The 23,583-nt window shown below is 60.3% G+C and carries 21 protein-coding genes; 11 read left to right on the top strand and 10 right to left on the bottom strand.

Going from position 1 to position 23,583, the window contains the following annotated elements; genetic code table 11:
• Window positions 1-112 precede the first annotated feature (112 nt).
• A complete protein-coding gene (locus tag AB5Y73_RS03305) occupies window positions 113-877 on the top strand; it encodes an EAL domain-containing protein (protein WP_181497690.1) in 765 nt (254 codons plus the stop codon).
• Between the two features lie 119 nt (window positions 878-996).
• Here AB5Y73_RS03305 and AB5Y73_RS03300 read toward each other — a convergent pair whose 3' ends face one another.
• Window positions 997-2,535, bottom strand: coding sequence for an ADP-ribosyltransferase (locus AB5Y73_RS03300; protein WP_107683493.1), 1,539 nt, complete (start codon window positions 2,533-2,535; stop codon window positions 997-999).
• Window positions 2,536-2,733: 198 nt separating this feature from the next.
• Between AB5Y73_RS03300 and AB5Y73_RS03295 the strand changes: the two genes are divergently transcribed.
• Both AB5Y73_RS03295 and AB5Y73_RS03290 read left to right on the top strand, forming a co-directional pair.
• Window positions 2,734-3,111 carry a CesT family type III secretion system chaperone gene (locus AB5Y73_RS03295; RefSeq protein ID WP_019446305.1) on the top strand — a complete coding sequence of 126 codons (378 nt, stop codon included), beginning with the start codon at window positions 2,734-2,736 and terminating at the stop codon, window positions 3,109-3,111.
• Window positions 3,112-3,237: 126 nt separating this feature from the next.
• Window positions 3,238-3,732: a DM13 domain-containing protein gene (locus tag AB5Y73_RS03290; RefSeq protein WP_103251649.1), complete on the top strand. Its 495-nt coding sequence runs from the start codon at window positions 3,238-3,240 to the stop codon at window positions 3,730-3,732.
• A 73-nt stretch (window positions 3,733-3,805) separates the two neighbouring features.
• Here the strand turns inward: AB5Y73_RS03290 and AB5Y73_RS03285 are convergent, their stop codons facing one another.
• On the bottom strand, window positions 3,806-6,070 hold the full coding sequence (locus AB5Y73_RS03285; RefSeq protein ID WP_265781969.1) for a methyl-accepting chemotaxis protein: 2,265 nt from the start codon (window positions 6,068-6,070) through the stop codon (window positions 3,806-3,808).
• A gap of 251 nt (window positions 6,071-6,321) precedes the next feature.
• A complete protein-coding gene (locus AB5Y73_RS03280) occupies window positions 6,322-7,326 on the bottom strand; it encodes a substrate-binding domain-containing protein (RefSeq protein ID WP_005355925.1) in 1,005 nt (334 codons plus the stop codon).
• 434 nt (window positions 7,327-7,760) lie between these two features.
• Between AB5Y73_RS03280 and AB5Y73_RS03275 the strand changes: the two genes are divergently transcribed.
• From AB5Y73_RS03275 to glpG, 7 genes are all read left to right on the top strand, one after another.
• Window positions 7,761-8,882, top strand: coding sequence for a branched-chain amino acid ABC transporter substrate-binding protein (locus AB5Y73_RS03275; protein WP_005339442.1), 1,122 nt, complete (start codon window positions 7,761-7,763; stop codon window positions 8,880-8,882).
• A 66-nt stretch (window positions 8,883-8,948) separates the two neighbouring features.
• Entirely contained in the window at window positions 8,949-9,875 is a 927-nt protein-coding gene (livH, locus tag AB5Y73_RS03270) for a high-affinity branched-chain amino acid ABC transporter permease LivH (RefSeq protein ID WP_005339439.1), read from the top strand.
• Entirely contained in the window at window positions 9,875-11,143 is a 1,269-nt protein-coding gene (locus AB5Y73_RS03265) for a high-affinity branched-chain amino acid ABC transporter permease LivM (RefSeq protein ID WP_076493776.1), read from the top strand. Before livH ends, AB5Y73_RS03265 begins: the two co-directional genes overlap by 1 nt.
• A complete protein-coding gene (gene livG, locus AB5Y73_RS03260; protein ID WP_118854424.1) occupies window positions 11,140-11,913 on the top strand; it encodes a high-affinity branched-chain amino acid ABC transporter ATP-binding protein LivG in 774 nt (257 codons plus the stop codon). The genes AB5Y73_RS03265 and livG overlap by 4 nt, the downstream gene beginning before the upstream one ends.
• 10 nt (window positions 11,914-11,923) lie before the next feature.
• A complete protein-coding gene (locus AB5Y73_RS03255) occupies window positions 11,924-12,625 on the top strand; it encodes an ABC transporter ATP-binding protein (protein WP_005342433.1) in 702 nt (233 codons plus the stop codon).
• A 122-nt stretch (window positions 12,626-12,747) separates the two neighbouring features.
• The gene (glpE, locus tag AB5Y73_RS03250; RefSeq protein WP_005355913.1) at window positions 12,748-13,071 is read left to right on the top strand and encodes a thiosulfate sulfurtransferase GlpE; all 324 of its coding nucleotides are present in this window, start codon (window positions 12,748-12,750) and stop codon (window positions 13,069-13,071) included.
• Window positions 13,068-13,901 carry a rhomboid family intramembrane serine protease GlpG gene (gene glpG / locus AB5Y73_RS03245; RefSeq protein WP_005339431.1) on the top strand — a complete coding sequence of 278 codons (834 nt, stop codon included), beginning with the start codon at window positions 13,068-13,070 and terminating at the stop codon, window positions 13,899-13,901. The genes glpE and glpG overlap by 4 nt, the downstream gene beginning before the upstream one ends.
• A gap of 66 nt (window positions 13,902-13,967) precedes the next feature.
• Here the strand turns inward: glpG and AB5Y73_RS03240 are convergent, their stop codons facing one another.
• Complete coding sequence (locus AB5Y73_RS03240; protein WP_118854423.1) at window positions 13,968-16,412, bottom strand: VolA/Pla-1 family phospholipase; 2,445 nt, start codon at window positions 16,410-16,412, stop codon at window positions 13,968-13,970.
• A gap of 300 nt (window positions 16,413-16,712) precedes the next feature.
• Between AB5Y73_RS03240 and AB5Y73_RS03235 the strand changes: the two genes are divergently transcribed.
• A complete protein-coding gene (locus AB5Y73_RS03235; RefSeq protein ID WP_005339429.1) occupies window positions 16,713-16,970 on the top strand; it encodes an accessory factor UbiK family protein in 258 nt (85 codons plus the stop codon).
• Window positions 16,971-17,024: 54 nt separating this feature from the next.
• On the opposite strand, the gene AB5Y73_RS03230 is transcribed toward AB5Y73_RS03235, so the two are convergent.
• The 6 genes from AB5Y73_RS03230 to trxA all read right to left on the bottom strand — a co-directional run bounded on the left by AB5Y73_RS03230 (window position 17,025) and on the right by trxA (window position 23,503).
• Window positions 17,025-18,038: a sensor domain-containing diguanylate cyclase gene (locus AB5Y73_RS03230; RefSeq protein WP_107683497.1), complete on the bottom strand. Its 1,014-nt coding sequence runs from the start codon at window positions 18,036-18,038 to the stop codon at window positions 17,025-17,027.
• A gap of 219 nt (window positions 18,039-18,257) precedes the next feature.
• Window positions 18,258-18,956, bottom strand: coding sequence for an NAD(P)H-flavin reductase (gene fre / locus AB5Y73_RS03225; RefSeq protein WP_005339423.1), 699 nt, complete (start codon window positions 18,954-18,956; stop codon window positions 18,258-18,260).
• A 146-nt stretch (window positions 18,957-19,102) separates the two neighbouring features.
• Complete coding sequence (gene ubiD, locus AB5Y73_RS03220; protein WP_107683498.1) at window positions 19,103-20,572, bottom strand: 4-hydroxy-3-polyprenylbenzoate decarboxylase; 1,470 nt, start codon at window positions 20,570-20,572, stop codon at window positions 19,103-19,105.
• 33 nt (window positions 20,573-20,605) lie between these two features.
• On the bottom strand, window positions 20,606-21,598 hold the full coding sequence (locus AB5Y73_RS03215; protein ID WP_107683499.1) for a hypothetical protein: 993 nt from the start codon (window positions 21,596-21,598) through the stop codon (window positions 20,606-20,608).
• A gap of 108 nt (window positions 21,599-21,706) precedes the next feature.
• The gene (gene rho / locus AB5Y73_RS03210) at window positions 21,707-22,972 is read right to left on the bottom strand and encodes a transcription termination factor Rho (protein ID WP_005339417.1); all 1,266 of its coding nucleotides are present in this window, start codon (window positions 22,970-22,972) and stop codon (window positions 21,707-21,709) included.
• A 204-nt stretch (window positions 22,973-23,176) separates the two neighbouring features.
• Window positions 23,177-23,503 carry a thioredoxin TrxA gene (gene trxA / locus AB5Y73_RS03205; RefSeq protein ID WP_005339416.1) on the bottom strand — a complete coding sequence of 109 codons (327 nt, stop codon included), beginning with the start codon at window positions 23,501-23,503 and terminating at the stop codon, window positions 23,177-23,179.
• Between the last annotated feature and the right edge of the window lie 80 nt (window positions 23,504-23,583).

The following is a 23,583-nucleotide window of genomic DNA, read 5'->3' as shown; positions in this document are numbered from 1 at the left end:
ATCAAAGCCTCTCGATCGTTCGATTACGCTGCGCTAATCGAACCTACAGGGGGGTAATGAGCTGTTATCATTTGAGACAGTGCCCAGCGCCGCCACGCCCAAGAGGAAAGTCATGGATATACCTGCCGCCCCATCCCCCGCCATCTGCCAGCTGTGTCAGGAGAAAGCAGATCTCGACTTCGACTTCACCATGGCCTTTCAGCCCATCGTCGATTGCAGCAAGCGCACCATCTTCGGCTATGAGGCGCTGGTACGGGGGATCAACAACGAACCGGCGCAGAGCGTGATTGCCCGGGTCAACGATGGCAATCGCTACCGCTTCGATCAGTTGTGCCGGATCAAGGCCATCGCACTGGCCGCCCGGCTCGATATGCGGGGCATGCTGAGCATCAACTTTCTACCCAATGCGGTCTACCGCCCGGAGCGCTGCATCCGCACCACCCTGCAGGCGGCCCGCGAGCATCTCTTCCCCATCGAGCAGATCATGTTCGAGTTCACCGAGGTGGAGCAGGTGCTGGATAACCGCCATATTCGCGGCATTGTCGATCACTATCAGGCGCTCGGCTTCAAGACGGCGATCGATGACTTTGGCGCCGGTTACTCGGGCCTCAACCTGCTGGCCGATTTTCATCCCAACATCGTCAAACTCGATATGCACCTGCTGCGCGGCATCGACCAGGACCCGACCCGGCAAGCCATAGTGCGCCACTGTCTGGCGCTGTTTGCGGAGCTGAAGATCATCCCGCTGGCGGAGGGAATCGAGACCCGCGAAGAGATGGCCTGTCTGCAGGAGATGGGCATCAGCCTGATGCAGGGCTATCTGTTTGCCCGCCCCGGCTTCGAAACCCTGCCGGAAGTAGATTTCGCCAGCCTGTAAGCCATGTCGGCCTGCCCTGCTCCCCTCAGCCCACTCCCGCCCGAATAAGAAAACGGACACCCGAGGGTGTCCGTTTTTATGTCATATCACCTTGCCCCGAGGGGTTGTGTGCTGACGGTTTACAGATAGCTCTCATCGACGCCGATATGAGCCAGCGCAGCCAGTTCGAGCGGTGTCAGCTGGCTGGCGGAGTCGATCATGGTCGGCTCGCCACGGGCGGACTCGGGCAGTTGCAGCCGCTCCTTGAGCGCATCGGTCAGGCTGCCCACCAGATTGCCCATGCGGGTCAGGCGGGAGACCAGCACGGCCTCAGGGCTGCTTTCGCTATCGGCAAAGCCGGAGACCTGAGCCACCGCGAAGTCGCAGATAGCCCTGGCCCGATCACCAAAAGCCCCTTCCAGCTGTTGCAGCACCTGCCGTGCCTCGCTGTCGCCGAGACGCCCCAGCTCCGCCTGCATATGGCCGGTGTCAAAGCGCAGTCGCGCCCCGGCATCGAGCCGTTCCTCTCGCGGCTTGAGCGCGGTATGGTCCACCCACGCCTGCTCGGTCTGACCGGCAAACTGCATCAGGCCGCCCAGCACCAACCGCTGGTTGGGGCGCGCCGAGGCGAGACTGTCGAGGGCATGACCAAGGGAAGAACCCTTGGCGTCGCTGCCGCTGGCCAGCGAGAGCGCCAGAGTACGCAGGGTTTGCAGATCGCCACGGGTCTGCAACTTGGCCATGTGGGAACTATTGATGGAGCCATCGGCAATGTGTTGATGCAGGGCATTGAGATCGCTGCTGCTCAGGGTCACCTCGGTCGAGGTTTGATCCCGCAGCAGGTAGCTGGCCTGATAGCTGATAAGATCCAGCGCCAGCTTGTAGCCGGTGGCCGGGGTCTGCCGCGCCATGGCGACCTGTTCGCGGGCAGCCCCTTTGCTCTCACCGCTTTGGACGGGTGCCGCATCCGCAGTGGTGGTCGCACTTTGCGCCGGTTCGCCAGCGATTTCAGCCTTGACGGCCCGCTGCAGGTCGGCTACTTCACCCATCGCGGTGTGCAGCTGGCTCATCGCCTCCTGCAGCAGTTCGGGGGTGGCGCTGGCGAGCAAGTCGGTCACCTTGCCCCCCACAGTGCCCCACTGCTGGAGCGGGATACCGGCGATGGGGCGAGCCAGCAGCCCGGCAGCCAACTCACGGAGTTCCGGCTGCTCGGAGCCGATGACAACGGCCTGCAACGCGGTGCAGAGCGAGCGCAGTGGGCCGTTGCCGGTCGCCAGAGTGGCGTGCTCCTTGCCCAATTGTTCGGCGGCGATGTTGTTCAATACGTCCGCCTTGGCAAAGCCACCCAGCGAGCTACCAAATGCAGCCTGCTTCATCAGGCGCTGAAGATCCTCGGGGGAAGTGGCGGTTTGCGCCTTCGGCGCAGCGGCACTCTTGCCGCTCCCCAGCAGGTTGCCGATCCACTCCTTGATAGCCGCAAGCACTCGCGCTGGCCGGGACTCCGACCGCGAAAGCTGCCCCTGCCCTTTTTGCGGTTCGCTGCGGTTGCCCAGCAAGATCGCATCTTGTCCGGTGGCAACCTGACGTGCCTCCAGCTGGCCCATCCGGCCAACCCCTGTGGTTGCATCACTGTGGTGAGCGACGGCCTGTGTGCCGACGGTGTTTGCTTGAATCTGCATGATGATTGTCTTCTTGTGATGTTTCGCCGCCAGTCTAGGAGAGGCCATCAACAGGGACTATCGGGATTGGTCGCGATTTTTGTACTGAGCGCGGCGTGCTATCTCGCTGACCGAAAAGCTAAAAAAAGAGAGCCACCATTAACAGTGCCGCTGGCGGTGACCTGCTCTAATGGCACCATCATCAATCTGGAGCCATCAATGAACTCTCTTTATCACGCCGCCATCCACCAGCTGTTTCTCTCCCTCTCCCTGCCTGCGCCGCAACAGGAGGAGAGCGTCACCAGCCTGCAGATCGGCGAACTGACCTGTCACCTGACCGAACACCCGGCCGACTATCTGCTGATGTTTACCCGCCTCGACGCGGCCACCAGCGCTCAGGCCGCCGCCCAGAACCTCTTCAGCCAGGACCCGTGCAAGCCGGTACTGGGTTTCGATACCGAGAGCCTGACACCGGTACTGTGGAGTCGTCAGCCCTTGCAACAGCTGGATCGCACCCAGATCCACCACCAGCTGGAACAGCTGGTACACGCCGCCAGCGAGATCAACAAAGGCCAGGACGGCACTATCCGGCCTTGAGCCATTGGTGTGACCACACCCCACGTCACCATAGAGGGGTAACTACACCTCTGGCCTGAGCAAACTGGGCAGCGGGCCCCCGGACTGGTATGGTTTTGCCATCAATTCATCAACGACCGAGATATCATGAGACGCAAAACCATGGCCCTGCTGCTGGGCACCCATCTGCTGGTCGCGGCGGCAGGCTTTGCCGCCGGTGTCTATACCCTGCCGATCCTGATCGCGCCACCCGCCCCTGATACCGAGCAGGTCGCGGCCAGCCAGCAGCAAGCGAGATTCCACGGCACTTTTCGCCGGGATCTGAAAGACAGCGATCGGCTGCACTGGGGGGAAGGCAAGGTGAGCATAGGGCCGGATGCCGTCAGTCTGATGGGCAAGCTGGCCCCCGGGCCGGACTACCAGCTCTACCTCTCCCCCGAGTTTGTCGAGACCGAAGCCGATTTTGCCCGCCTCAAGGATCAAATGGTGCGAGTCGGGCCGGTGAAGACCTTCGACAACTTTATCGTGCCGCTGCCCGCCACGATCGATCCGGCCCGCTACAGCAGCGTGATCGTCTGGTGTGAAACCTTCGGCCAGTTCATCACCGCCGCCCGTTATCAGGATCTGCGCCCGGAGCAGTAACCTCGCCCCTGACCCGCACCATGAAAAAGGGCTGACATCGCTGTCAGCCCTTTGGCTATCCGCCCCTTCGTCATTAACGCTCCGGTTTGGTCATCTCCCGCAGCAGCTGATCGATGCAGCCCACTACCTGCTCTGAGTTCTGCTCGATCTCGCGGTAGAGCGCCTCCGCCTCTTCATGCTTGTGCTGATTTTTCAGCTCGATAATCTGCTGGATCACCTGATGCAATCTGGCGTGCGGGGCGGCCATCGCCCTGAAGGCGGGTTGAGCGCCGCAGCATGCCTGCCCTTCGCTGAAGTACCAGTGGCCAAGGCGGCACTCCTTGTCACTGACCGCCTCGCTGCGCGACAGCCCCTCCTGCCCATCCAGATAGGCTCGGACACGGGTCTTCCAGCCCATATGAGCGGCGCGGGCACGACTCAGCACCATCCGCACGTTGGAACCATCCTGAAACTGCCCGGCCAGATCCCCCAGCTTGTCCACCAGGGTCGCCACATGGCTGGCGATATGGGCGGTATCCCGCGCCACCAGCGTGGTGGCCTGGGAGATCTCGTGGACGCTGACGATGTTGCGGGTGATCTCGTCGCTCACCGAGGATTGCTCTTCCGAGGCAGCGGCGATCTGGGTGTTCATGTCGCGAATGCTGTTGACCGCCCCCTTGATCCGGCCGAGGGCTTCTCCCGCCTGATTGGCCCGCTCCACCGACTCCCCGGCCCGCGAGACGCTGTGTTCGATCATGGTCACCGTGGTACCCACCGCCCGTTGCAACTGCTCTATGGTGCCGCGGATCTCGGCGGTGGAGTGCTGGGTGCGCCCGGCCAGCGAGCGCACCTCGTCGGCCACCACCGCAAAACCGCGCCCCTGTTCACCGGCCCGGGCCGCCTCGATGGCGGCGTTGAGGGCCAGCAGGTTGGTCTGCTCGGCGATGGACTGGATCACCGCCAGCACCGAGCCAATCTGCTCGCTGGCCTTGGCAACCTCTTTCACCGTGTTGCCCGCGCTGGCGATCTCCTCCGCCAGCTGTTCGATCATGTTGACGCTCTGCTGCACCACCTCATCGCCGGTGACCGCCTGATTGTCCGCTTCGTTGGCCGCTTCGGCCGCCTGTGCCGTGTTGTTGGCCACCTCGTGTACCGTGCTGGTCATCTCGGTCATGGCGGTGGCGAGCTGGGTGGTCTGCTCCTGCTGGCGCGTCATGCTGCCAAGGTTGCCTGCAGCACTGCGCGATAGCCGCTCGCTCTCGCCAGCCAGTTCGCCCAGAGTGGCGGTGAGCTGGCTGATGGTGTCGCGGATCTTGGCAACAAAGGCATTGAACGCCGACCCGAGGCGGCGGATCTCCTCCGGCCCCGCCACCGGCAGCTTGCTGCCGAGATCGCCGGAGCCATTGGCCAGCGCCTCCAGCGCCTTGACGCTGTCGAGCAACGGACGGCTAAGACGCGCCAGCAGCAGCACCAGCGCCACCGCAATCAGAGCGGTGCCAAGTAGCGCGATCATTACCATCTGCCAGCTCTGGCGTACCAGTGCGGCTGCAACCTCACTGTGATCACGCGCCAACTCGATCACCCCGACCGCCTTGCCGGAGAAGTCGCGCAACGGTGCCGCCATCACCAGAAAATCGCTCCCCTGCTGCTTGATGGTGGTGAAGCGGCTCTCTCCCGCCAATACCTCCTGATACCAGTCCACCGACTCACCAAGCATGGAGGTACCAGTCAGCATAACGGGTTTACCCTGTTCAAAAAGATAGATGGCTAGGCGACTGTCCTTGCCCAGCAGATCGGCAAACAGCGAGGTGTCGAGGGCGCGGCCAAACTCCACCGAGCCGACCGACTGACCATTGAAAGTGACCGGCACTACGCCGCGGATCCCGGTGCCACCCTGACCGGTCTCCAACCCGCCGACCGGTTGATGATTGCGGTTCACCTCGACCACAGCCAACCGTGTAGTAGAGAGGTCGTCGCCATGATTTGCGGGCTTGTGTACCCGATAAAGGGAAGTAGCCGGGGGAATGTGAAAGTGAAACTGCTGGATCCCCTGCGCCTTGAGGGCGGGCCAGAGCGGATCAAACAGATTGGCGAGGGTCTGCCAATCCTTGTCGGCCACAGCCCTGGCTGCATCCGGCCGCTGGGCGATCAGGGTCGCCGCCAGCACGGTTTCATGGCTGGTGTTTTTGATCACCGCTTCCACGTTCTGGAGCTGGCTCCGCAGTGCAGCCTGCTCGGCCGCGAGCGCCCGCTGGCGATTTTCAAACAGATTAAAGGTAAGCAGCACCACGGCGAGCAATACGATGCCGCCGATTGCCAGCAGCGTGATCTGGTGACCCAGCTTGCGAGGGGGGAACATAAGACACCATCCTTGACAGTCATACCCAACCTACAGGATGGAACGGTTAAGTCGGGAGTCCATCAGAACTTAACCCTTTGTTGATATTGATCAAACGATTAACAAGCAAAATGCGAGGCAGCTCAAACGGGGGGAATATTCACTCACAAGGCCGAGATCGGCACTGCGAGCAACAGGTTGAAAGTAACCCCCCCATAAACAAAAACCCCCTCGTGACAGAGGGGGTTTTTCGTTTTGGCAACGGGTGCGGATTAACGCAGCGGTTTGACCGAGCGACGGACGATCAGCTCGGGCTGTACCGTCATCGACTCCACTTCCAGCTCCTTGTTGCGGATCCGGCTGACCAGATGCTTCACCGCCAGCTGGCCCAGTTCGGCCTTCGGGTGGCGGATGGTGGTCAGCGGCGGGCTGGAGAAGCGCGCCATCTCCACATCGTCGTAGCCGATGATGGAGATATCGTCCGGCACCTTGACTCCCGCTTCCCAGGCAGCGCAAATCGCGCCGATCGCCATGGGGTCGTCGAAGGCAAAGACCGCGGTCGGACGAGGCTGCAGAGCCAGGATGCGCTGCATGGCATCGAAGCCGCTCTGGCTCTCGTAATCCCCTTCAAAGACCTGTTCATCTTTGAGGGTCAGACCATGTTCGCCCAGCGCATCACGTACCCCGTCCAGTCGCTGCTGGGTGGTCGGCTTGGAGAGCTGGCCAGTGATGCAGACGATGTCGCGGTGCCCCAGCTCCAGCAGATGGCGAACGGCCATGCGGGCGCCGATGCGGGCGTTGTCGTTGATGACGTTGGCGAAATCGCACTCCGTGCCCCAATCCAGTACCACCTGCGGCACATTCTTGTGGATGCGCAGCATGTCGCGCAACGGGGTGTCGATATCGGTACCCAATACCAGCAGGCCATCCACCCGTTTTTCCATCAGCATTCTCAGGTAATGCTGTTGGCGAGGCGGCTGGTTTTCGGTGTTGCAGAGGATCAGGCTGTAGCCCTGTTCGAAGCAGTACGCTTCAACCCCTTGCACCACTTCTGCGAAGAAGGGGTTTACGCTGGTGGTCACCAGCATGCCAATGGTCTTGGTCGAATTTATTTTAAGACTGCGCGCTACCGAGTTGGGCGCGTAGTTGAGTTCTGCCACCGCCTCAATCACTTTCTGGGTCGCGTCTTCGCTGACCCGCCGAGTGTGGTTGAGCACATGTGAGACGGTGGAGATGGATACGCCTGCGCGCGAGGCGACATCCTTGATAGTGGCCATCTCTGTCTCCTGACTGTCAAAGGCGGAACATTAGCAGATTTCCCGAATAAAGGCTTGGTTTTAACGAGCTCTGCCACGGAATTGTCAATGCCGGCTAATTTAGGCGCTCATTTCTGTTTGCGCAAATGGATTGTGGTCAAAATGGGAGCGCTGTCAGAGTAAAATATCGCCAGATTAATCCTCTGGCGTTTGTCAGAATCGCCTCTCGTTACCAAGATGCTAAGTCAACAAATCAAAATTAAGCTCTGATTAGCCGAAAATAACAGGTCATTTATTTCAAAATACGCCCATCCAACCCCCTCTGGTTAGTATCTTTAACAGCTTGTTATTGCCCCGTGAGGAATGATAGAACCATACCTATAGCCGGATGCACGGGATGTAGATCCGGAATGGCACACGGAAATGAAACAATCCACTGATTAAGGGACGAATCAATGCATAAGTTGAGCAAAATCACAGTTGGCGCAGCGGTTTCTTTGGCTCTGTTTGGATCGATCTCCATCGCCCACGCGGCAGACACCATCAAGATCGGTATCGCAGGCCCGGTCACCGGCCCGGTCGCCCAGTACGGGGACATGCAGTTCACCGGCGGCAAGATGGCGGTTGAGCAGATCAACAAGGCTGGCGGCATCAATGGCAAGCAGATCGAAGCGGTCGTCTATGACGATGCCTGCGATCCCAAACAGGCGGTGGCCGTTGCCAACAAGGTGGTGAACGATGGCGTCAAGTTCGTGGTCGGTCACCTCTGCTCCGACAACACCCTGCCCGCCTCCGACATCTATGAAGACGAGGGGATCCTGATGGTCACCCCCGCTTCCACCAACCCCAAGATCACCGAGCGCGGTTACCAGCTGACCCTGCGCACCATCGGCCTGGATAGCGATCAGGGCCCGACTGCCGCCAAGTACATCATCGAGCAGGTCAAACCCCAGCGCGTGGCCGTTATCCACGACAAGAAGCAGTATGGTGAAGGGATCGCCTCCAGCGTCAAAGCGGCGCTCGACAAGGCTGGCGTGAAGGTGGTGGCCTTTGAAGGGATCACCGCCGGTGACAAGGACTTCTCCGCCCTGATCGCCAAGCTGCAGAAAGAGAACGTCGATTTCGTCTACTACGGCGGCTATCACCCTGAGCTGGGCCTGATCCTGCGTCAGGCTGGCGAGAAGGGGCTGAAAGCCAAGTTCATGGGCCCGGAAGGAGTGGGTAACAAGGATATCTCCGCCATCGGCGGCCCGGCTTCCGAAGGCCTGCTGGTGACCCTGCCGAACAAATACGATCTGGTGCCTGCCAACGCCCCGCTGGTGGCGGCGTTCAAAGCCAAGGGTCAGGACTCCTCCGGCCCGTTCGTCTGGACTACCTATGCCGCGGTGCAAACCCTGGCAGCCGGTATCGCCAAGGCGGGTGAAGATGACCCGGCTGCCGTTGCCGCCGCCATCAAGGCCGCACCGATCGATACCGTGATGGGCCCCCTGACCTGGGCACCGAACGGTGACCTGAAAGGTTTCGAATTCGGTGTGTTCCAGTGGCACGCTGACGGTACTTCCAGCCAAGTCAAATAATCTGCCGATCGGGGGTGAGTACGCTCACCCCCTCCTCTCTTTGCGGGCAAGTACAGGGAACGCAGTATGTCCGAACACCTCCTCTATCTGGTTCAGCAACTGCTGAACGGATTAACCATAGGCAGCACCTATGCGTTGATCGCCATTGGCTACACCATGGTCTATGGCATCATCGGCATGATCAACTTCGCCCACGGCGAGGTGTACATGATCGGCTCCTATGTCGCTTTTATGGTGATGGCGGGGCTCATGATGATGGGCATCGACAGCACCTTTCTACTGCTGGGAGGCGCCTTCCTGGTCAGTATCATCATCACCGGCACCTATGGCTGGAGCATCGAGCGGGTCGCCTACCGGCCACTGCGCGGTGGCAACCGGCTGATCCCCCTCATCTCCGCCATCGGCATGTCGATCTTCCTTCAGAACATGATGCGCATGGCTCAGGGCTCACGCGATATCGCCATGCCCAGCCTGATCTCAGGTGGCTGGACCCTGGGGGGTGAAGATGGTTTTCAGGCCAGCCTCTCCTATATGCAGCTGATTATCTTCGTGGTGACTTTCATCACCATGCTGGCGCTGACCCAGTTCATCGGCCGCTCCCGCATGGGCCGCGCCTGCCGCGCCTGTTCGGAAGATATCAAGATGGCCAACCTGCTGGGCATCGACACCCACGTGGTCATCTCCATCACCTTCGTGCTGGGGGCCGCGCTGGCCGCCGTCGCCGGGGTTCTGCTCGGAATGTATTACGGCGTCATCAACCCCTACCTCGGCTTTATGGCCGGTCTGAAGGCCTTCACTGCCGCAGTGCTGGGCGGTATAGGCAGCATTCCGGGCGCCGTACTGGGCGGCCTGCTGCTCGGTGTGGTTGAAGCCCTCACCGCCGGTTATCTCAGCACCGAGTACAAGGATGTGATGGCGTTTGCCCTGCTCATTTTTGTGCTGCTCTTTATGCCTACTGGCATCCTGGGTCGTCCGGAAGTGGAGAAAGTGTGATGAAACATCAATTTATCCACGCCTGTATCGCCAGCCTGGTGCTGCTGGTGCTGTCTTTCTGGCTGCTCGGCTTCAAGCTGGAGACCGATGGCTCCAGCCTGCAGGTAGTGAGCCGCCTCGATGTGTCGCTGGCCTGGCTGCTGGGGGGGGCCACCCTCGTTTTCTGGTTCCAGATGCTGCGCGGCCAGATTGCCAAGCTGTTTCAGGCCTCCATCAGCGGCTTCTCGGTCGGCTTTACCAAGCTGGTGCTGCCGAGCCCGGAAGAGGCGCCCAAGCTCTATAACCTCACCGCCGTGCTGGTGCTGCTGTTCGCGGTGAGCTGGCCCTTTATGGCCTCTCGCGGCGCCATCGATCTCGCCACCCTCACCCTGATTTACATCATGCTGGGGCTGGGGCTGAACGTGGTAGTCGGCCTCGCCGGCCTGCTCGATCTCGGCTATGTCGGCTTCTATGCGGTCGGCGCCTACAGCTATGCCCTGCTCAACACCTACTTCGGACTGAGCTTCTGGGAGTGCCTGCCCATCGCCGGGCTGATGGCCGCTACCTTCGGCTTCCTGCTCGGCTTCCCGGTGCTGCGGCTGCGGGGGGACTATCTGGCCATCGTCACCCTGGGTTTTGGCGAGATCATCCGCATCCTGCTCAACAACATGACCACCCTGACCGGCGGCCCGAACGGGATCTCCGGCATTCCCAAACCGACGCTCGCTGGTTTGGAATTCAACCGCACCGTCAAGGATGGCGGCTTTGATACCTTCCACAACTTCTTCGGCATTACCTACAACGCAAACCACAAGGTGATCTTCCTCTACCTGATGGCGCTGGTGCTGGTGGTGGTGACCCTGTTCGTCATCAACCGCCTGCTGCGCATGCCGCTGGGCCGCGCCTGGGAAGCGCTGCGGGAAGACGAAATCGCCTGCAAATCGCTGGGGCTCAACCCCACCATCATCAAGCTGACCGCCTTCACCATAGGCGCCACCTTCGCAGGCTTCGCGGGGAGTTTCTTTGCCTCGCGGCAGGGCTTTATCAGCCCGGAATCCTTCGTCTTTATCGAGTCGGCCATAGTGCTTGCCATCGTAGTGCTGGGTGGCATGGGCTCGCAGATCGGAGTGGTGCTGGCTGCCATCGTGATGACGGTGCTGCCGGAGCTGGCCCGCGAATTCAACGAGTACCGCATGCTGATGTTCGGCCTCTTGATGGTGTTCATGATGATCTGGCGGCCACAAGGATTGCTGCCGATGACCCGTCCGCATCTGGAGTTGAAGAAATGAGTACTCATCAGAAGTTAATGGAAGTCTCTGATTTGTCGATGCGCTTCGGTGGCCTGCTGGCCGTCAACGGGGTCAAGCTGGATATCGACAAGGGCGAGGTGATCTCCATCATCGGCCCCAACGGTGCGGGCAAGACCACCATCTTCAACTGCCTGACCGGTTTCTACTGCCCGAGCGGCGGCACCATCCGCTACAAGGGTGAGGAGATCCAGGGGCTGCCCGGCCACCTCATCGCCCGCAAGGGGATTGTGCGTACCTTTCAGCATGTGCGGCTGTTCAAGGAGATGACCGCGGTGGAGAACCTGCTGGTTGCCCAGCACCAGCACCTCAACACCAGCTTTATCGCCGGTCTGTTCAAGACCCCGGCCTTCCGCCGTGCGGAGCAGGAGGGGCTGGAGCGGGCCGCCTTCTGGCTGGATAAAGTGGGCCTCAAGGATCTCGCCAACCGCGCCGCCGGTAATCTGGCCTATGGTCAGCAGCGCAGACTCGAGATCGCCCGCTGCATGGCGACCAGTCCCGAGCTGCTGATGCTGGACGAACCGGCCGCCGGTCTCAACCCGAAGGAGACCGACGAGCTGGACGAGCTCATCATGAGCCTGCGGGACGAATTCGGGGTCTCGGTGCTGCTGATCGAGCACGATATGAAGCTGGTGATGGGCATCTCCAACCGCATCTTCGTGGTCAGCCAGGGCACCCCGCTGGCCCACGGCAAGCCGGATGAGATCCGTAACAACCCGGCAGTGATCAAGGCCTATCTGGGCGAGTCGTAAGGACAAAAAGATGTTAGAACTTCGCAACGTATCGACCCACTACGGCAAAATTCAGGCACTGCACGATGTCAGCGTCGAGGTGAAAGAGGGGGAAATCGTCACCCTGATCGGCGCCAACGGCGCAGGCAAGACCACCCTGCTGATGACACTCTGCGGCGAACCCAAGCCCAGCAGTGGCTCAATCTGGTTTGAGGGGGAACAGATCAGCTCCCTCACCACCGCCCGCATCATGCGCAAGGATATCGCCGTAGTGCCGGAGGGGCGCCGTATCTTCGCCCGCCTGACAGTGGAGGAGAACCTGCTGATGGGCGCCTTCTTCGTCGACAAGGCCGAGCAGCATGGCCTGCTGGATCAGGTGTTTACCCTGTTCCCGCGCCTGCACGAGCGCCTGCAACAACGGGCGGGCACCATGTCCGGCGGCGAGCAGCAGATGCTGGCCATCGGCCGCGCCCTGATGAGCAAACCGCGCCTGCTGCTGCTGGATGAACCCTCGCTGGGGCTGGCCCCCATCGTCATCCAGCAGATCTTCGACACCATCGAACAGTTGCGGCAGAAGGGGATGACCATCTTTCTGGTGGAGCAGAACGCCAACCAGGCGCTCAAGCTGGCCGACCGCGGCTATGTGCTGGAGAACGGCCACGTGGTGCTGCAAGACACGGGCGCCGCCCTGCTGGCCAACCCGGCAGTGCGGCAGGCCTATCTGGGCGGTTAACCCACTGACCCGCATGCCATATCAACAAGGGAGCCGCTGGCTCCCTTATCTTTTGTGGGGTTAGTTTGCGCCCAAGCTTGCGGTACACTGGCCCGTAATCAACCTATTCGCAGGACATCCCGATGGACCAGTTTGCCCATATCAATGCCCATGATGCCCACCAGAAACTGAGCGCGGGTGAAGCCCGTCTGGTGGATATTCGCGACCCGCAATCCTTTGAAGCGGCCCACGCGGTCGGCGCCTTCCACCTCACCAATGGCACCCTGGTGCGCTTTATGAATGAAGTGGATTTCGATACCCCGGTCATCGTGATGTGCTATCACGGCAACAGCAGTCAGGGGGCGGCCCAATACCTGCTGCAACAGGGTTATGACGAGGTCTACAGTCTGGATGGCGGCTTCGAAGCGTGGCGCCGGGAGTTTCCCATCGAGGCAGGCGAGGCATGATCCAGCTGCTGGTGCTCGACAACGCCCGCATGGCACAGGCGCTGGTGGACTATCTGGCGACCCTGGGCATCTCCTGCGAGCTGACCCAGTCCGAGCTGGGGGTCACCATCTGGCTGGCGGACGAGCAGCGCCTCGCTCAGGCCCAGCTGGAGGTGAAGCGCTTTCTGGCCGAGCCGGGCCACCCGCGCTACATGGAGGCATCCTGGCAATCCGGCCGCGCCGATGCCCGCATCGACTACAGCAAGGGGATGACGGACCCCATCACCGACTTCCTCCATCAGGCGGGGCCACTGACGCTGGTGGTCATCATCGCCTGTCTCGCCATCTACGGGATCGAGGCCATCGGCCTGCCCATCTACGACGAACTGGCATTCCACCCGACGCTGGCCCAGTTCACCGACTGGCAGGCGTGGCGCTATTTCACCCCCGCCCTGATCCACTTCTCGGTGCTCCATCTGGTGTTCAACTTGCTCTGGTGGTGGTATCTCGGCGGTCAGATCGAGCAGCGCCTCGGCAGCGGCAAGCTGCTGATCCTGCTGCTGGTGGGCGCCGCCCTGCCCAATATCGCCGAGTTCTTCGCCAGCGGCCCGCTGTTTGGCGGCCTCTCCGGCGTGGTCTATGCCCTGCTCGGCTACTGCTGGCTGCGCAGCAAGTTGCAACCGGCCTGTGGCCTCACTCTGCCACCGGCGCTGATGGGCTTTATGCTGTTCTGGATGGTGCTCGGCTTCTTCGACATGCTCGGCACCAGCACCGCCAACATCGCCCACCTGACCGGCCTGCTGGTCGGCCTGCTGCAAGGCTGGCTGGATCGCAACCACCAGCCGACCTGATTTTTCAGCAGTTGCAGAAACGAGAACGCCGCCCCGAAGGGCGGCGTTTTTTTACGCGATAGGCAGTTACTGCTTGATCAGGGTGTCATCGGTTACCTTGACCGCCGCACCGCCACTCATAAAGAAGCTGGCGAACTGGGTCTGGATCTCGGTGGTGACCGCGCCAGCCTGATCGAAGTTCTCGTCAGGAGCCAGCAGAGAGCTATGGCCCCCTTTCAGGAAACGCGCAGCATGGTGACCCGCCGGGAGCACGCCGGACCCCTTCAGCTCTTGCAAACCCAGCACCCGGAACAGCGGCTCGGTGCCACCCAACGGTGCAGAGGCGATGCTGTTGGGGATCACCTGATCCGGCAGATTGAGGGCGCCATCACCCACAATTTCGGTGGCGAACAGCGGGAAGCTCTTGGCGACGCCACTGCCCAGATTGATCGGGTCGGCAGAGTCCAGCACTGACTGGGCGGCAAAGGTATAGCTCTGCAAGGTGCTCGCCGCACCCGCCTGCGTGGCAGCATCCAGGCTGGGCAGGAACTCGTTGACGAAGCAAGTGGCGGCAGCTGTTTTGCAATTCGGTGCATAGGCGGTAAAGCCCGCTTTCAGCGCCGGACTGCCCGAGGTAAGCACGCTCATCTTGATGGTCGGCCCGAAGCTAGGCGAGTTGAGCAACAACGGCGCGATGCCGCCACCCGGCATCGCCAGACCACCGGTATCGAACTTGAACAGGGCATCAGCCTGAGCACTGCCGGTGGTCTGGTTGGCGACAGCCAGCAGATTGGCCCCGGTAATGGCACCAAGTGAGTGACCGAGGAAATGCACCTTCAGACCGGCACCACCCAATTGGCCACCCAATCCCTGGGTGTTGGCCAGACCGACAGCCAGTCGCAGCCCCAGCAGATCCGCCACGCTCTGTTTCAGGTTGTCCCGCGCCACCGTCAGATAGTTGAGGTTCAGATAGGGGAGCGGGTTCTCCGATGTGGTCACCGTCGCCATGCTGTTGCTCAGGGCATAACCACGCTCGCCGTGCAGCGGATGATCGATCACTACCACAGCGACATTTTTGGCTGTTGGTGTGACTTGCAGACCAGCACCAATCTGGCCCAGCGCCAGCGCATAGGCGTTCTCCTTGATGGAGGTAACCCCGTGTTGATAGATGATCACATCGGTAATTGTATTGAGCGGTGCAGCGGCGAAGATCCGCAGCGGTACCGATTGAACTTCGCTCAGGGTCGGCAACGGGTTGAAACGGCCGATATTGCGCTCGGCATCCAGCGGCTTGCCACCGGAGGTGAGAGTCACCCCGATCAGCTTGCTTGCCTCGGTCAGCAGTTCACTCTGACGGCTCGGGTCGGCGATCAGCTCACCCAGCAATGCCGGGTCCACGCCCGCCCCGACCAGCCCACCGATCACCTCGCTATCACCCGCTTTCAGCGCGTTGGCGATGGCATAGAGGCTGGGAATGGCGCCGCGCCAGGATTGGGTCTTGGCCTTGTCCCAGGAGCCAGCCAGCGCGGGTGTAGAGAGGAAGTAAGGGAGCTTGACGGTGCCGGTGTAAACCTTGGTCAACTGGGCAACACCGTTAAGCGGCATGCCTGCACCAAAGGCCGCACTCAATGCATCTTTCTGATCCTGCGGCAGGAATGGCTCAGCAGCCAGCTGGGTCAGAAAATCCACCCCGCCATTAAGACCGTTGATGGTATAGGTTGCTGGCAGGCTGGTGTTGCCCTTGGCATCCTGTTTCCACAGCGCTGCGGCGTCCAGGCTCGGGCTCTGCAACACGAACGCTGCGGCACTCTTCACTGCCAGCAGCACATCGGCACCAGATTGGGTGGCAAACCAGTCGGAGAAGATCACACGATCGCTGGTGATCCCGGTGGCCGCCTTGAAAAGACCTTCTTGCAGCGAGATCAGGCCATTGATGGTCTGCTCCTGCGTGGTTGCGCCAGCTGTCGATTTGAAGCTGCTGTAATCGCCGCCCGCCTTGAGCGGTGTGCCACGACTGTCCTTGAGGGCATCGGTCGCCACTATCATGTAGTAAGAAGAGGGATTGAGTGGCTTGAGCGGAACCAGATTGAGCTTGCCGTCCCCGCCGGTGACCACAAAGTCGGTCCCATAAACCAGTGGCTTGCCGCCCTTGACTCCGTTGGGTTGCAGAGTGACCGGATCCAGCGTGAGCTCGAGCAGGTAGAGGGGCGCAACGGCAGAGGCATACTCGCTGGCCGCCGGTGCCGGCACAGAGACACCGGTCACGGTCGCCGGTACCAGCTGGACGGGTTGGGTGGTTGACCAGCCATCCAGGGTGGAGAGGGCAGATACCGGGTTCGACAGATCAGCAGTTTCTGTCGAAAACTTCAGGGTACCGTCGCTGGCACGGGGGGCCAGCACGCTCGGGCGCACCCCGTTGGCACCACTCAGGACGTAGTCGAGGGAGCTGGTGGTGTCTCCCTTGTTGTCATCTCCACCACATCCGGCCAGCAGGGCGCTGACAACAGCTGCATAAATTAGCTTCTTCTTCATTTTTTATTCTCTTTTTATAAGGTTGTTATCCATCACAAGCCAACGGGGTCATCACGACCTCGACTGCAAAACGTTAACATAAAACCAACACCAAATAAGACTCATGCCGGACAGTTCTGGCTCAGCTTTGTGGTGCATGTCATGGTTTCAGGTTAACAAAGGGGCGCAAGGGTAGCAGTTGTAGCCCCATCACCAGACCCGACCAGCCAGCGGGCATCATCACGACTAAAAAGCCGCCGCGATCTCGGCAAAGTGAGGGAATTGTCGGTAGAATGTCCGCCAACGCTTAAGGAGGACATCATGATCGACCCGAAGAAACTGGAAGAGATCGCCAAGCAGGTGCACAACTCCCTGCCGCCCGGCATTCGCAGCATGGGTGAAGAGGCCGAGAAGAAGATGCGTCAGGTACTGCAAGCCCAGTTGGGCAAGCTTGACCTGGTCAGCCGCGAAGAGTTCGACGTGCAGACCAAGGTGCTGCTGCGTACCCGTGAAAAACTGGCCGCCCTCGAAAGCAAGCTGGCTCAGCTCGAGCAGCAGCTCGGCGCCAAAGGCGAATAATGAAAACCCCAGCTCGGCTGGGGTTTTTGCTTTGAATTGAACCTGTAAAAACCATCACACCTGAAGCAGATACCAGGCTCGCTTGCCACGCGCCTTGGCCTCATACATGGCACGGTCGGCCACCTCCAATGCCTGCCGGAAGCTCAATGGCTCCTCCTCCCACAGGGCGATGCCGATACTCAGCCCCACCCGTTGCGGGCAACCGGGTTTGGGCACATAGCCGTGCATCCGGCTGATCAGGGCGTCAGCCAGTTGCGCCAGGCCATGGCTCGACACATCCCGGTGCAGATGCACCACAAACTCGTCGCCGCCGTAACGGCCACATAGCGCCGAGCCAGGCATAATAAGGCGCAGCCAGTCCGCCATCTGCTGCAACACCAGATCGCCGCAGGCATGGCCCAGCTGGTCATTGATCCCCTTGAAATCATCCAGATCGATAAAGAGCAGCGCCCCCGCGCCTTGCGGCTGCAGCTGGGCGAACGCCTTGCCAAACCCCTGTCGGTTGAGCAAACCGGTCAGCGCGTCGCTGTTGGCACGCTCCGCCAGTCGCTGCTCATAAGCCTTGCGCTGGGTGATATCGATATGGGAGCCCATGATCCGCAGCGGCTTGCCATCGCCATCCCGATCGACGACCCGTCCCCTATCCCACAGCCAGGTAACCTCGCCTTGCGGATTGATGGTGCGGTATTCGGCTTCATAGAAGGGAGTTTTGCCCTCAAGGTGGGCAAAGTAGCTGCCCATGGCATGGGCGCGATCGTCGGGATGGAGCTTGGCGCTCCACTGATCGAAATGAGGGGCCATGTCACCGGCCTGAAAGTTCTGCAGATTGAAGACGCGCAGCTCGCCGGTGGGAATGGTGCCCTGCCAGAGACAGATGCCGGTGCCATCGAGGGCGGCATTGAGCTTCTCCTGCAACAGGCCGTTTTCATACTGCAAAGCGGCGATCTCTGCCTGCAAACGAGCCATTTCACCGCCATGAGGGGACGGGATCAGCGTTGCGACCCGCTCGACAGAGCCGGTCTCTCCCCTGTCATCCTCCGCAGATGCCCTGCCCTCTTCACTCAACACTGCGCCTCCTTGTGCTTGCTCTATGGATGCTCTTGTCAATCCCCCACAAAGATGCCATCAGCTACGTTCGATTAGTAGCCATTCATAGCCAAAATATTGAAAAATAATGGGATAACGCCGCGATAATCCAACCATTCGGTACGATCAGGTACTGCGGGAGCCCTAAAAACAAAAGCCCCCGGCAAAACCGGGGGCTGCGTCATCCAGACGGGGATCCCGTCAGATAAATTCGTAGGCGTCACCGAAGATACGCTCCGGCTCGGCGCCGAGGATCTTGAACTCCTCACGCGCGGCACCCGCCATCTCGAAACGGCCGGCGACATAGATGTCGTAGTCGTGGAGGCTGACGAAGTCATCCATGATCGCCTTGTGTACCAGCCCGCTCTTGCCGGTCCAGTCAGCCTCCGGCTCCTGCACCACCGGGATAAAGGTGAGCGGCGCATAGTCACGCTCCCACTGCTGCATCTGCTCCAGCTCATAGAGCCAGTGAGCCTGACGCACACCCCAGTAGAAGAACACCGGGCGCTTGCTGCCCGTGTCGATCAGGTACTCCAGAATGGAGCGAGCGTAAGAGAAGCCGGTGCCGCCCGCCATCAGGATCAGCGGACGGGGGGATTCATCGCGCAGGAACGCCTTGCCAGCCGGCAATTCGACCTCGATCTCCCCCTGCTCGCGCATGCGGGCCAGCACCTGACCGGCGTAGGCGTTCTCGGGAGTCGCACCGATCTGCAGCTCCAGCACGCCCGGGCGGGTCGGTGAGTTGGCGATGGAGAAGGGGCGCTTGTCCGAATCGCTCATCACCACCAGCAGATACTGGCCCGGCTTGAAGCTGATCGCTTGCTGCGGCGTCAGGGCCACATGCCAGATGGTGTCGACATATTCGCGCAGTTCCTCTACGCGGCATTTGATACGTTGCATTCTTGTCCTTGTGGCGGGCTCGCTCGGCCCGCTTCGCTCATTGTTTCACTATGGAGTGACGACCAGCAGCCCTGGCCCCGTCAGTCGAGAATACTCAAATCAGTGCGGATCGCATCACTTTTTGCAGCAAAGCTGTCATGTTTACCTCATCCGAGGATATTGAGCTCATCCCAGATGGCATCGACCTTCTGCTTCACCGCCTCATCCTGAACTATGGGCTGACCCCACTCCCGATTGGTCTCGCCCGGCCACTTGTTGGTGGCATCCAGCCCCATCTTGGAGCCGAGGCCGGAGACCGGCGAGGCGAAGTCCAGATAGTCGATCGGCGTATGCTCGATCAAGGTGGTGTCCCGTGCCGGATCCATCCGGGTGGTGATGGCCCAGATCACATCCTTCCAGTCGCGGGCGTTGACGTCATCGTCACACACCACCACGAACTTGGTGTACATGAACTGGCGCAGGAAGGACCAGACCCCAAGCATCACCCGCTTGGCGTGGCCCGGGTAGCGTTTCTTGATGGTCACCACCGCCATCCGGTAGGAGCACCCCTCCGGCGGCAGATAGAAGTCCACAATCTCGGGGAACTGCTTCTGCAGCAGCGGCACGAACACCTCGTTCAGCGCCAGACCCAGCACCGCCGGCTCATCGGGCGGACGGCCGGTGTAGGTACTGTGATAGATGGCATCGCGCCGCTTGGTGATGTGGGTGATGGTAAAGACCGGGAACTCGTCCACCTCATTGTAGTAACCGGTGTGGTCGCCATAAGGCCCTTCCGGCGCCATCTCACCCGGCTCCAGATAGCCTTCCAGCACGATCTCGGCGCTGGCGGGCACCTCCAAATCACAGCTGATGGCCTTGATCACTTCGGTACGGCTGCCACGCAGCAAACCAGCAAAGGCATATTCGGAGAGAGTATCCGGCACCGGCGTAACCGCGCCGAGAATGGTCGCCGGATCGGCACCGAGTGCCACCACCACCGGGAATCGCTCACCGGGATGGGCCTCCTGCCACTCGCGAAAATCGATGGCACCGCCACGATGATCCAGCCAGCGCATAATCAGCTTGTTTTTGGCGATCTTCTGCTGGCGATAGATGCCGAGGTTCTGCCGCTTCTTGTAGGGGCCACGGGTGATGGTGAGGCCCCAGGTAACCAGCGGCGCCACATCGCCGGGCCAGCAGTGCTGGATCGGAATCTGGTCGAGATCGACCGCATCTCCCTCCTGCACCACCTGCTGGCAGGGGGCGGAAGAGAGGCGCTTGGTCGGCATGTTGAGCACCTGCTTGAAGATCGGCAGCTTCTCCATCAGCTCCTTGAATCCCTTGGGCGGCTCGGGCTCCTTGAGATAGGAGAGCCAGACCCCGACCTGACGCAGGGCGCCCACATCGGGCTGCCCCATGCCCATGGCAACCCGATCAGGGGTACCGAACAGGTTGGTCAGCACCGGTATGGTGTAGCCTTTGGGATTTTCGAACAGCAGAGCCGGGCCACCCGCACGCAGGGTGCGATCGCTGATCTCGGTCATCTCCAGATAGGGATCTATCTCGCGGGTGATCCGCTTGAGTTGTCCGTTTTGTTCCAGCTGCGCGATGAAATCACGCAAATCCTTGTATTTCATGCAAGTTCCCAACCGGGTTCAGGAGGTCACGCATTATAACCCTGGCTGCCCATCGGGTGTACCCGAATCGGGCAACAGACTCGGTGCAATGGGTGGCATGTCACGCTGGCCGAGGCGTCTGGCCAGTGCAGAGAGCAGCTGGGGCTCGTCCACCTCCATCAACAGACCGGCCACCAGCGCCCCGTATTGACGATTGGAGAGTTCCGCCAGCAGGTATTTCTGGGCCTGCGGCGGCAAGGGCGAGAGCGCGCTCAGCTGACGCAGGGCGGCCCCCTTCAATCCCTCATTGCCACTGGCGGCAATCAGCAGATCGCTGGCAGCGCCGCCGTGATGGAAGCGGCTGATGGTAGAGAGTGCACGCAGCGCATCCTGATCTGCCGGCCGCCGCCACAGCATGCCATAGAGCGCCGGTTCGCCGGTGCGCCGCAATAGATGGAACAACAGGTGATTGTCGGGCAGATAGATATTCTGGCTAGCCAGCGCTTGCGCCTCTCGTATCCAGATCGGTTGCGGCAAGGTGTCGAGGGCCAGCAACAGGGCTTGCTGCTGCATGGCGAGATCGGGGTTACTGCTGTAGTACATGGACTTTAGCTGGAAGCTGCCCTGGGCAAGCTGCTGCCGATAGCGCTGCATCAGTGATTGCAGCTGCCACTCCCCCAGCAACTGACGGGCCTGCGCGGCAAAATCATAGACAGGTTGCTGCACCAGAAAACCGTCGACCTGCTGCTCCATGAGCCACTCGGGTGCCTTGTCGGCCTGAGCCTCGACCCACTGTTGCAACGCAGGGGATGCAGGGGAGGTAGCGGGAATATCCCTCAGCAGCTGCAACAGCAGGAACTCCCGCCGCTCGCGACTCAGGGTCGCCAGCAGAGAGTCGATGGCTGCGAATTGCCCCTCCTGCAGACGGCCCGCCAGATAGCGCTGGTGCGTCTGCAACGTCTCGGCTGTCACCGCAACCGGAGCACTCTGCGCACAGACTGGCATTGCACTCAGCAACCCCAGCAATAACCAGAAAACAGGCTTCATGACGTCTCCATCCATGTGACATCGGGATCTCATACTACTAGGGCGACCGGAAAACAGATAAACAAAAACCGCGACCAGGGCCGCGGTTTCGTCATTTTCTGACCGGACTTACTTCTGCTGGCGCCGCATGGCGTCGAAGAACTCGTCGTTGGTCTTGGTCATCGCCAGCTTGTCGATGAGGAACTCGATACCGTCGATCTCGCCCATCGGGTGGACAATCTTGCGCAGGATCCACATCTTCTGCAGCTCGTCACCTGAGGTGAGCAGCTCTTCTTTACGGGTGCCTGAGCGAGTGATGTCGATGGCCGGGTAGACACGCTTCTCGGCAATCTTGCGCGAGAGGTGCAGTTCCATGTTGCCGGTACCCTTGAACTCTTCGTAGATAACCTCGTCCATTTTGGAGCCGGTATCGATCAGCGCGGTGGCGATGATGGTCAGGCTGCCGCCCTCCTCAACATTACGCGCGGCGCCGAAGAAGCGCTTGGGACGGTGCAGGGCGTTGGCGTCCACACCACCGGTCAGTACCTTGCCGGATGACGGGATAACGGTGTTGTAGGCACGGGCAAGACGAGTGATGGAGTCCAGCAGGATCACCACATCTTTCTTGTGTTCGACCAGACGTTTGGCCTTCTCGATCACCATTTCGGCAACCTGAACGTGACGGGAAGCAGGTTCGTCAAAGGTGGAAGCGATCACTTCACCTTTCACCATCCGCTGCATCTCGGTCACCTCTTCCGGACGCTCGTCGATCAGCAGAACGATCAGTTCACAGTCCGGGTGGTTGTAGGCGATGCTCTGGGCGATGTTCTGCAGCAGCATGGTCTTACCGGCCTTGGGCGGCGCCACGATCAGGCCACGCTGGCCTTTACCGATGGGGGAAGCCAAGTCCAGTACACGGGCGGTGATATCTTCGGTAGAGCCATTACCCCGTTCCATACGCAGACGTTCGTTGGCATGCAGGGGGGTAAGGTTTTCAAACAGGATCTTGTTGCGGGAGTTTTCCGGGCGGTCGTAGTTGACCTCATTGACCTTGAGCAGTGCGAAGTAGCGCTCGCCCTCTTTCGGTGGCCGGATCTTGCCGGAGATGGTATCGCCGGTACGCAGGTTGAAGCGGCGGATCTGGCTCGGGGAGACGTAGATATCGTCAGGGCCTGCCAGATAGGAGCCATCTGCACTGCGCAGGAAGCCGAAACCATCGGTCAGGATTTCCAGCACACCGTCGCCAAAGATATCTTCACCACCCTTGGCGTGCGCCTTGAGGATTGCAAAAATAATATCTTTCTTGTGCGCCCGAGCCAGATTTTCCAACCCCATGGATTCGCCAAGCTTGACCAGCTCGGACACAGGAGTGTTCTTTAATTCAGTCAGATTCATAGTGGTGAAAGTCTGTAAGCAAGGATTGAAATGAGGAGACAGTCTGCTGGATTGATGCTGATCGGATTTGATTGCCAGGCTGTGGTTAGCAAAGAGTCAGGCAAAAAGGTTAGCAAACGAGCGATAAACTAGCACCAATCGGGATGAGCGTCTAGGTGATAAAACACAAGGAGCGCATTATTGCAATGCGCTCCTCTTTAATTATTACAGGTTGCCGTCCAGGAACTCTTTCAGCTGAGTCTTGGACAGTGCACCGACCTTGGTCGCTGCCACTTCGCCATTCTTGAACAGCAAGAGGGTCGGGATACCACGAATGCCGTACTTGGGCGGAGTATCAGAGTTATGGTCGATGTTCAGTTTGGCTACGGTCACGCGACCTTCGTACTCTTGGGCAACTTCTTCCAGGATCGGGGCAATCATCTTGCACGGACCACACCACTCGGCCCAGAAGTCGACCAGAACGGCGCCATCGGCTTTGATTACATCTGCCTCGAAGCTGGCATCGCTCAGCTGAACAATCTTGTCACTCATCTCCAACTCCAGTCAGTAATTAAGACTTTATTGACATATCAACAAAGGCAATAGTTGCCCTATTTGAAATGATCCTGTTT

The sequence above is a fragment of the Aeromonas sp. s7(2024) genome (assembly GCF_040907825.1).
GTDB classification, from domain to species: domain Bacteria; phylum Pseudomonadota; class Gammaproteobacteria; order Enterobacterales; family Aeromonadaceae; genus Aeromonas; species Aeromonas veronii.
The sequence above is the reverse complement of the archived record's forward strand: the minus strand, read 5'-3'. Positions and strand labels throughout refer to the sequence as shown.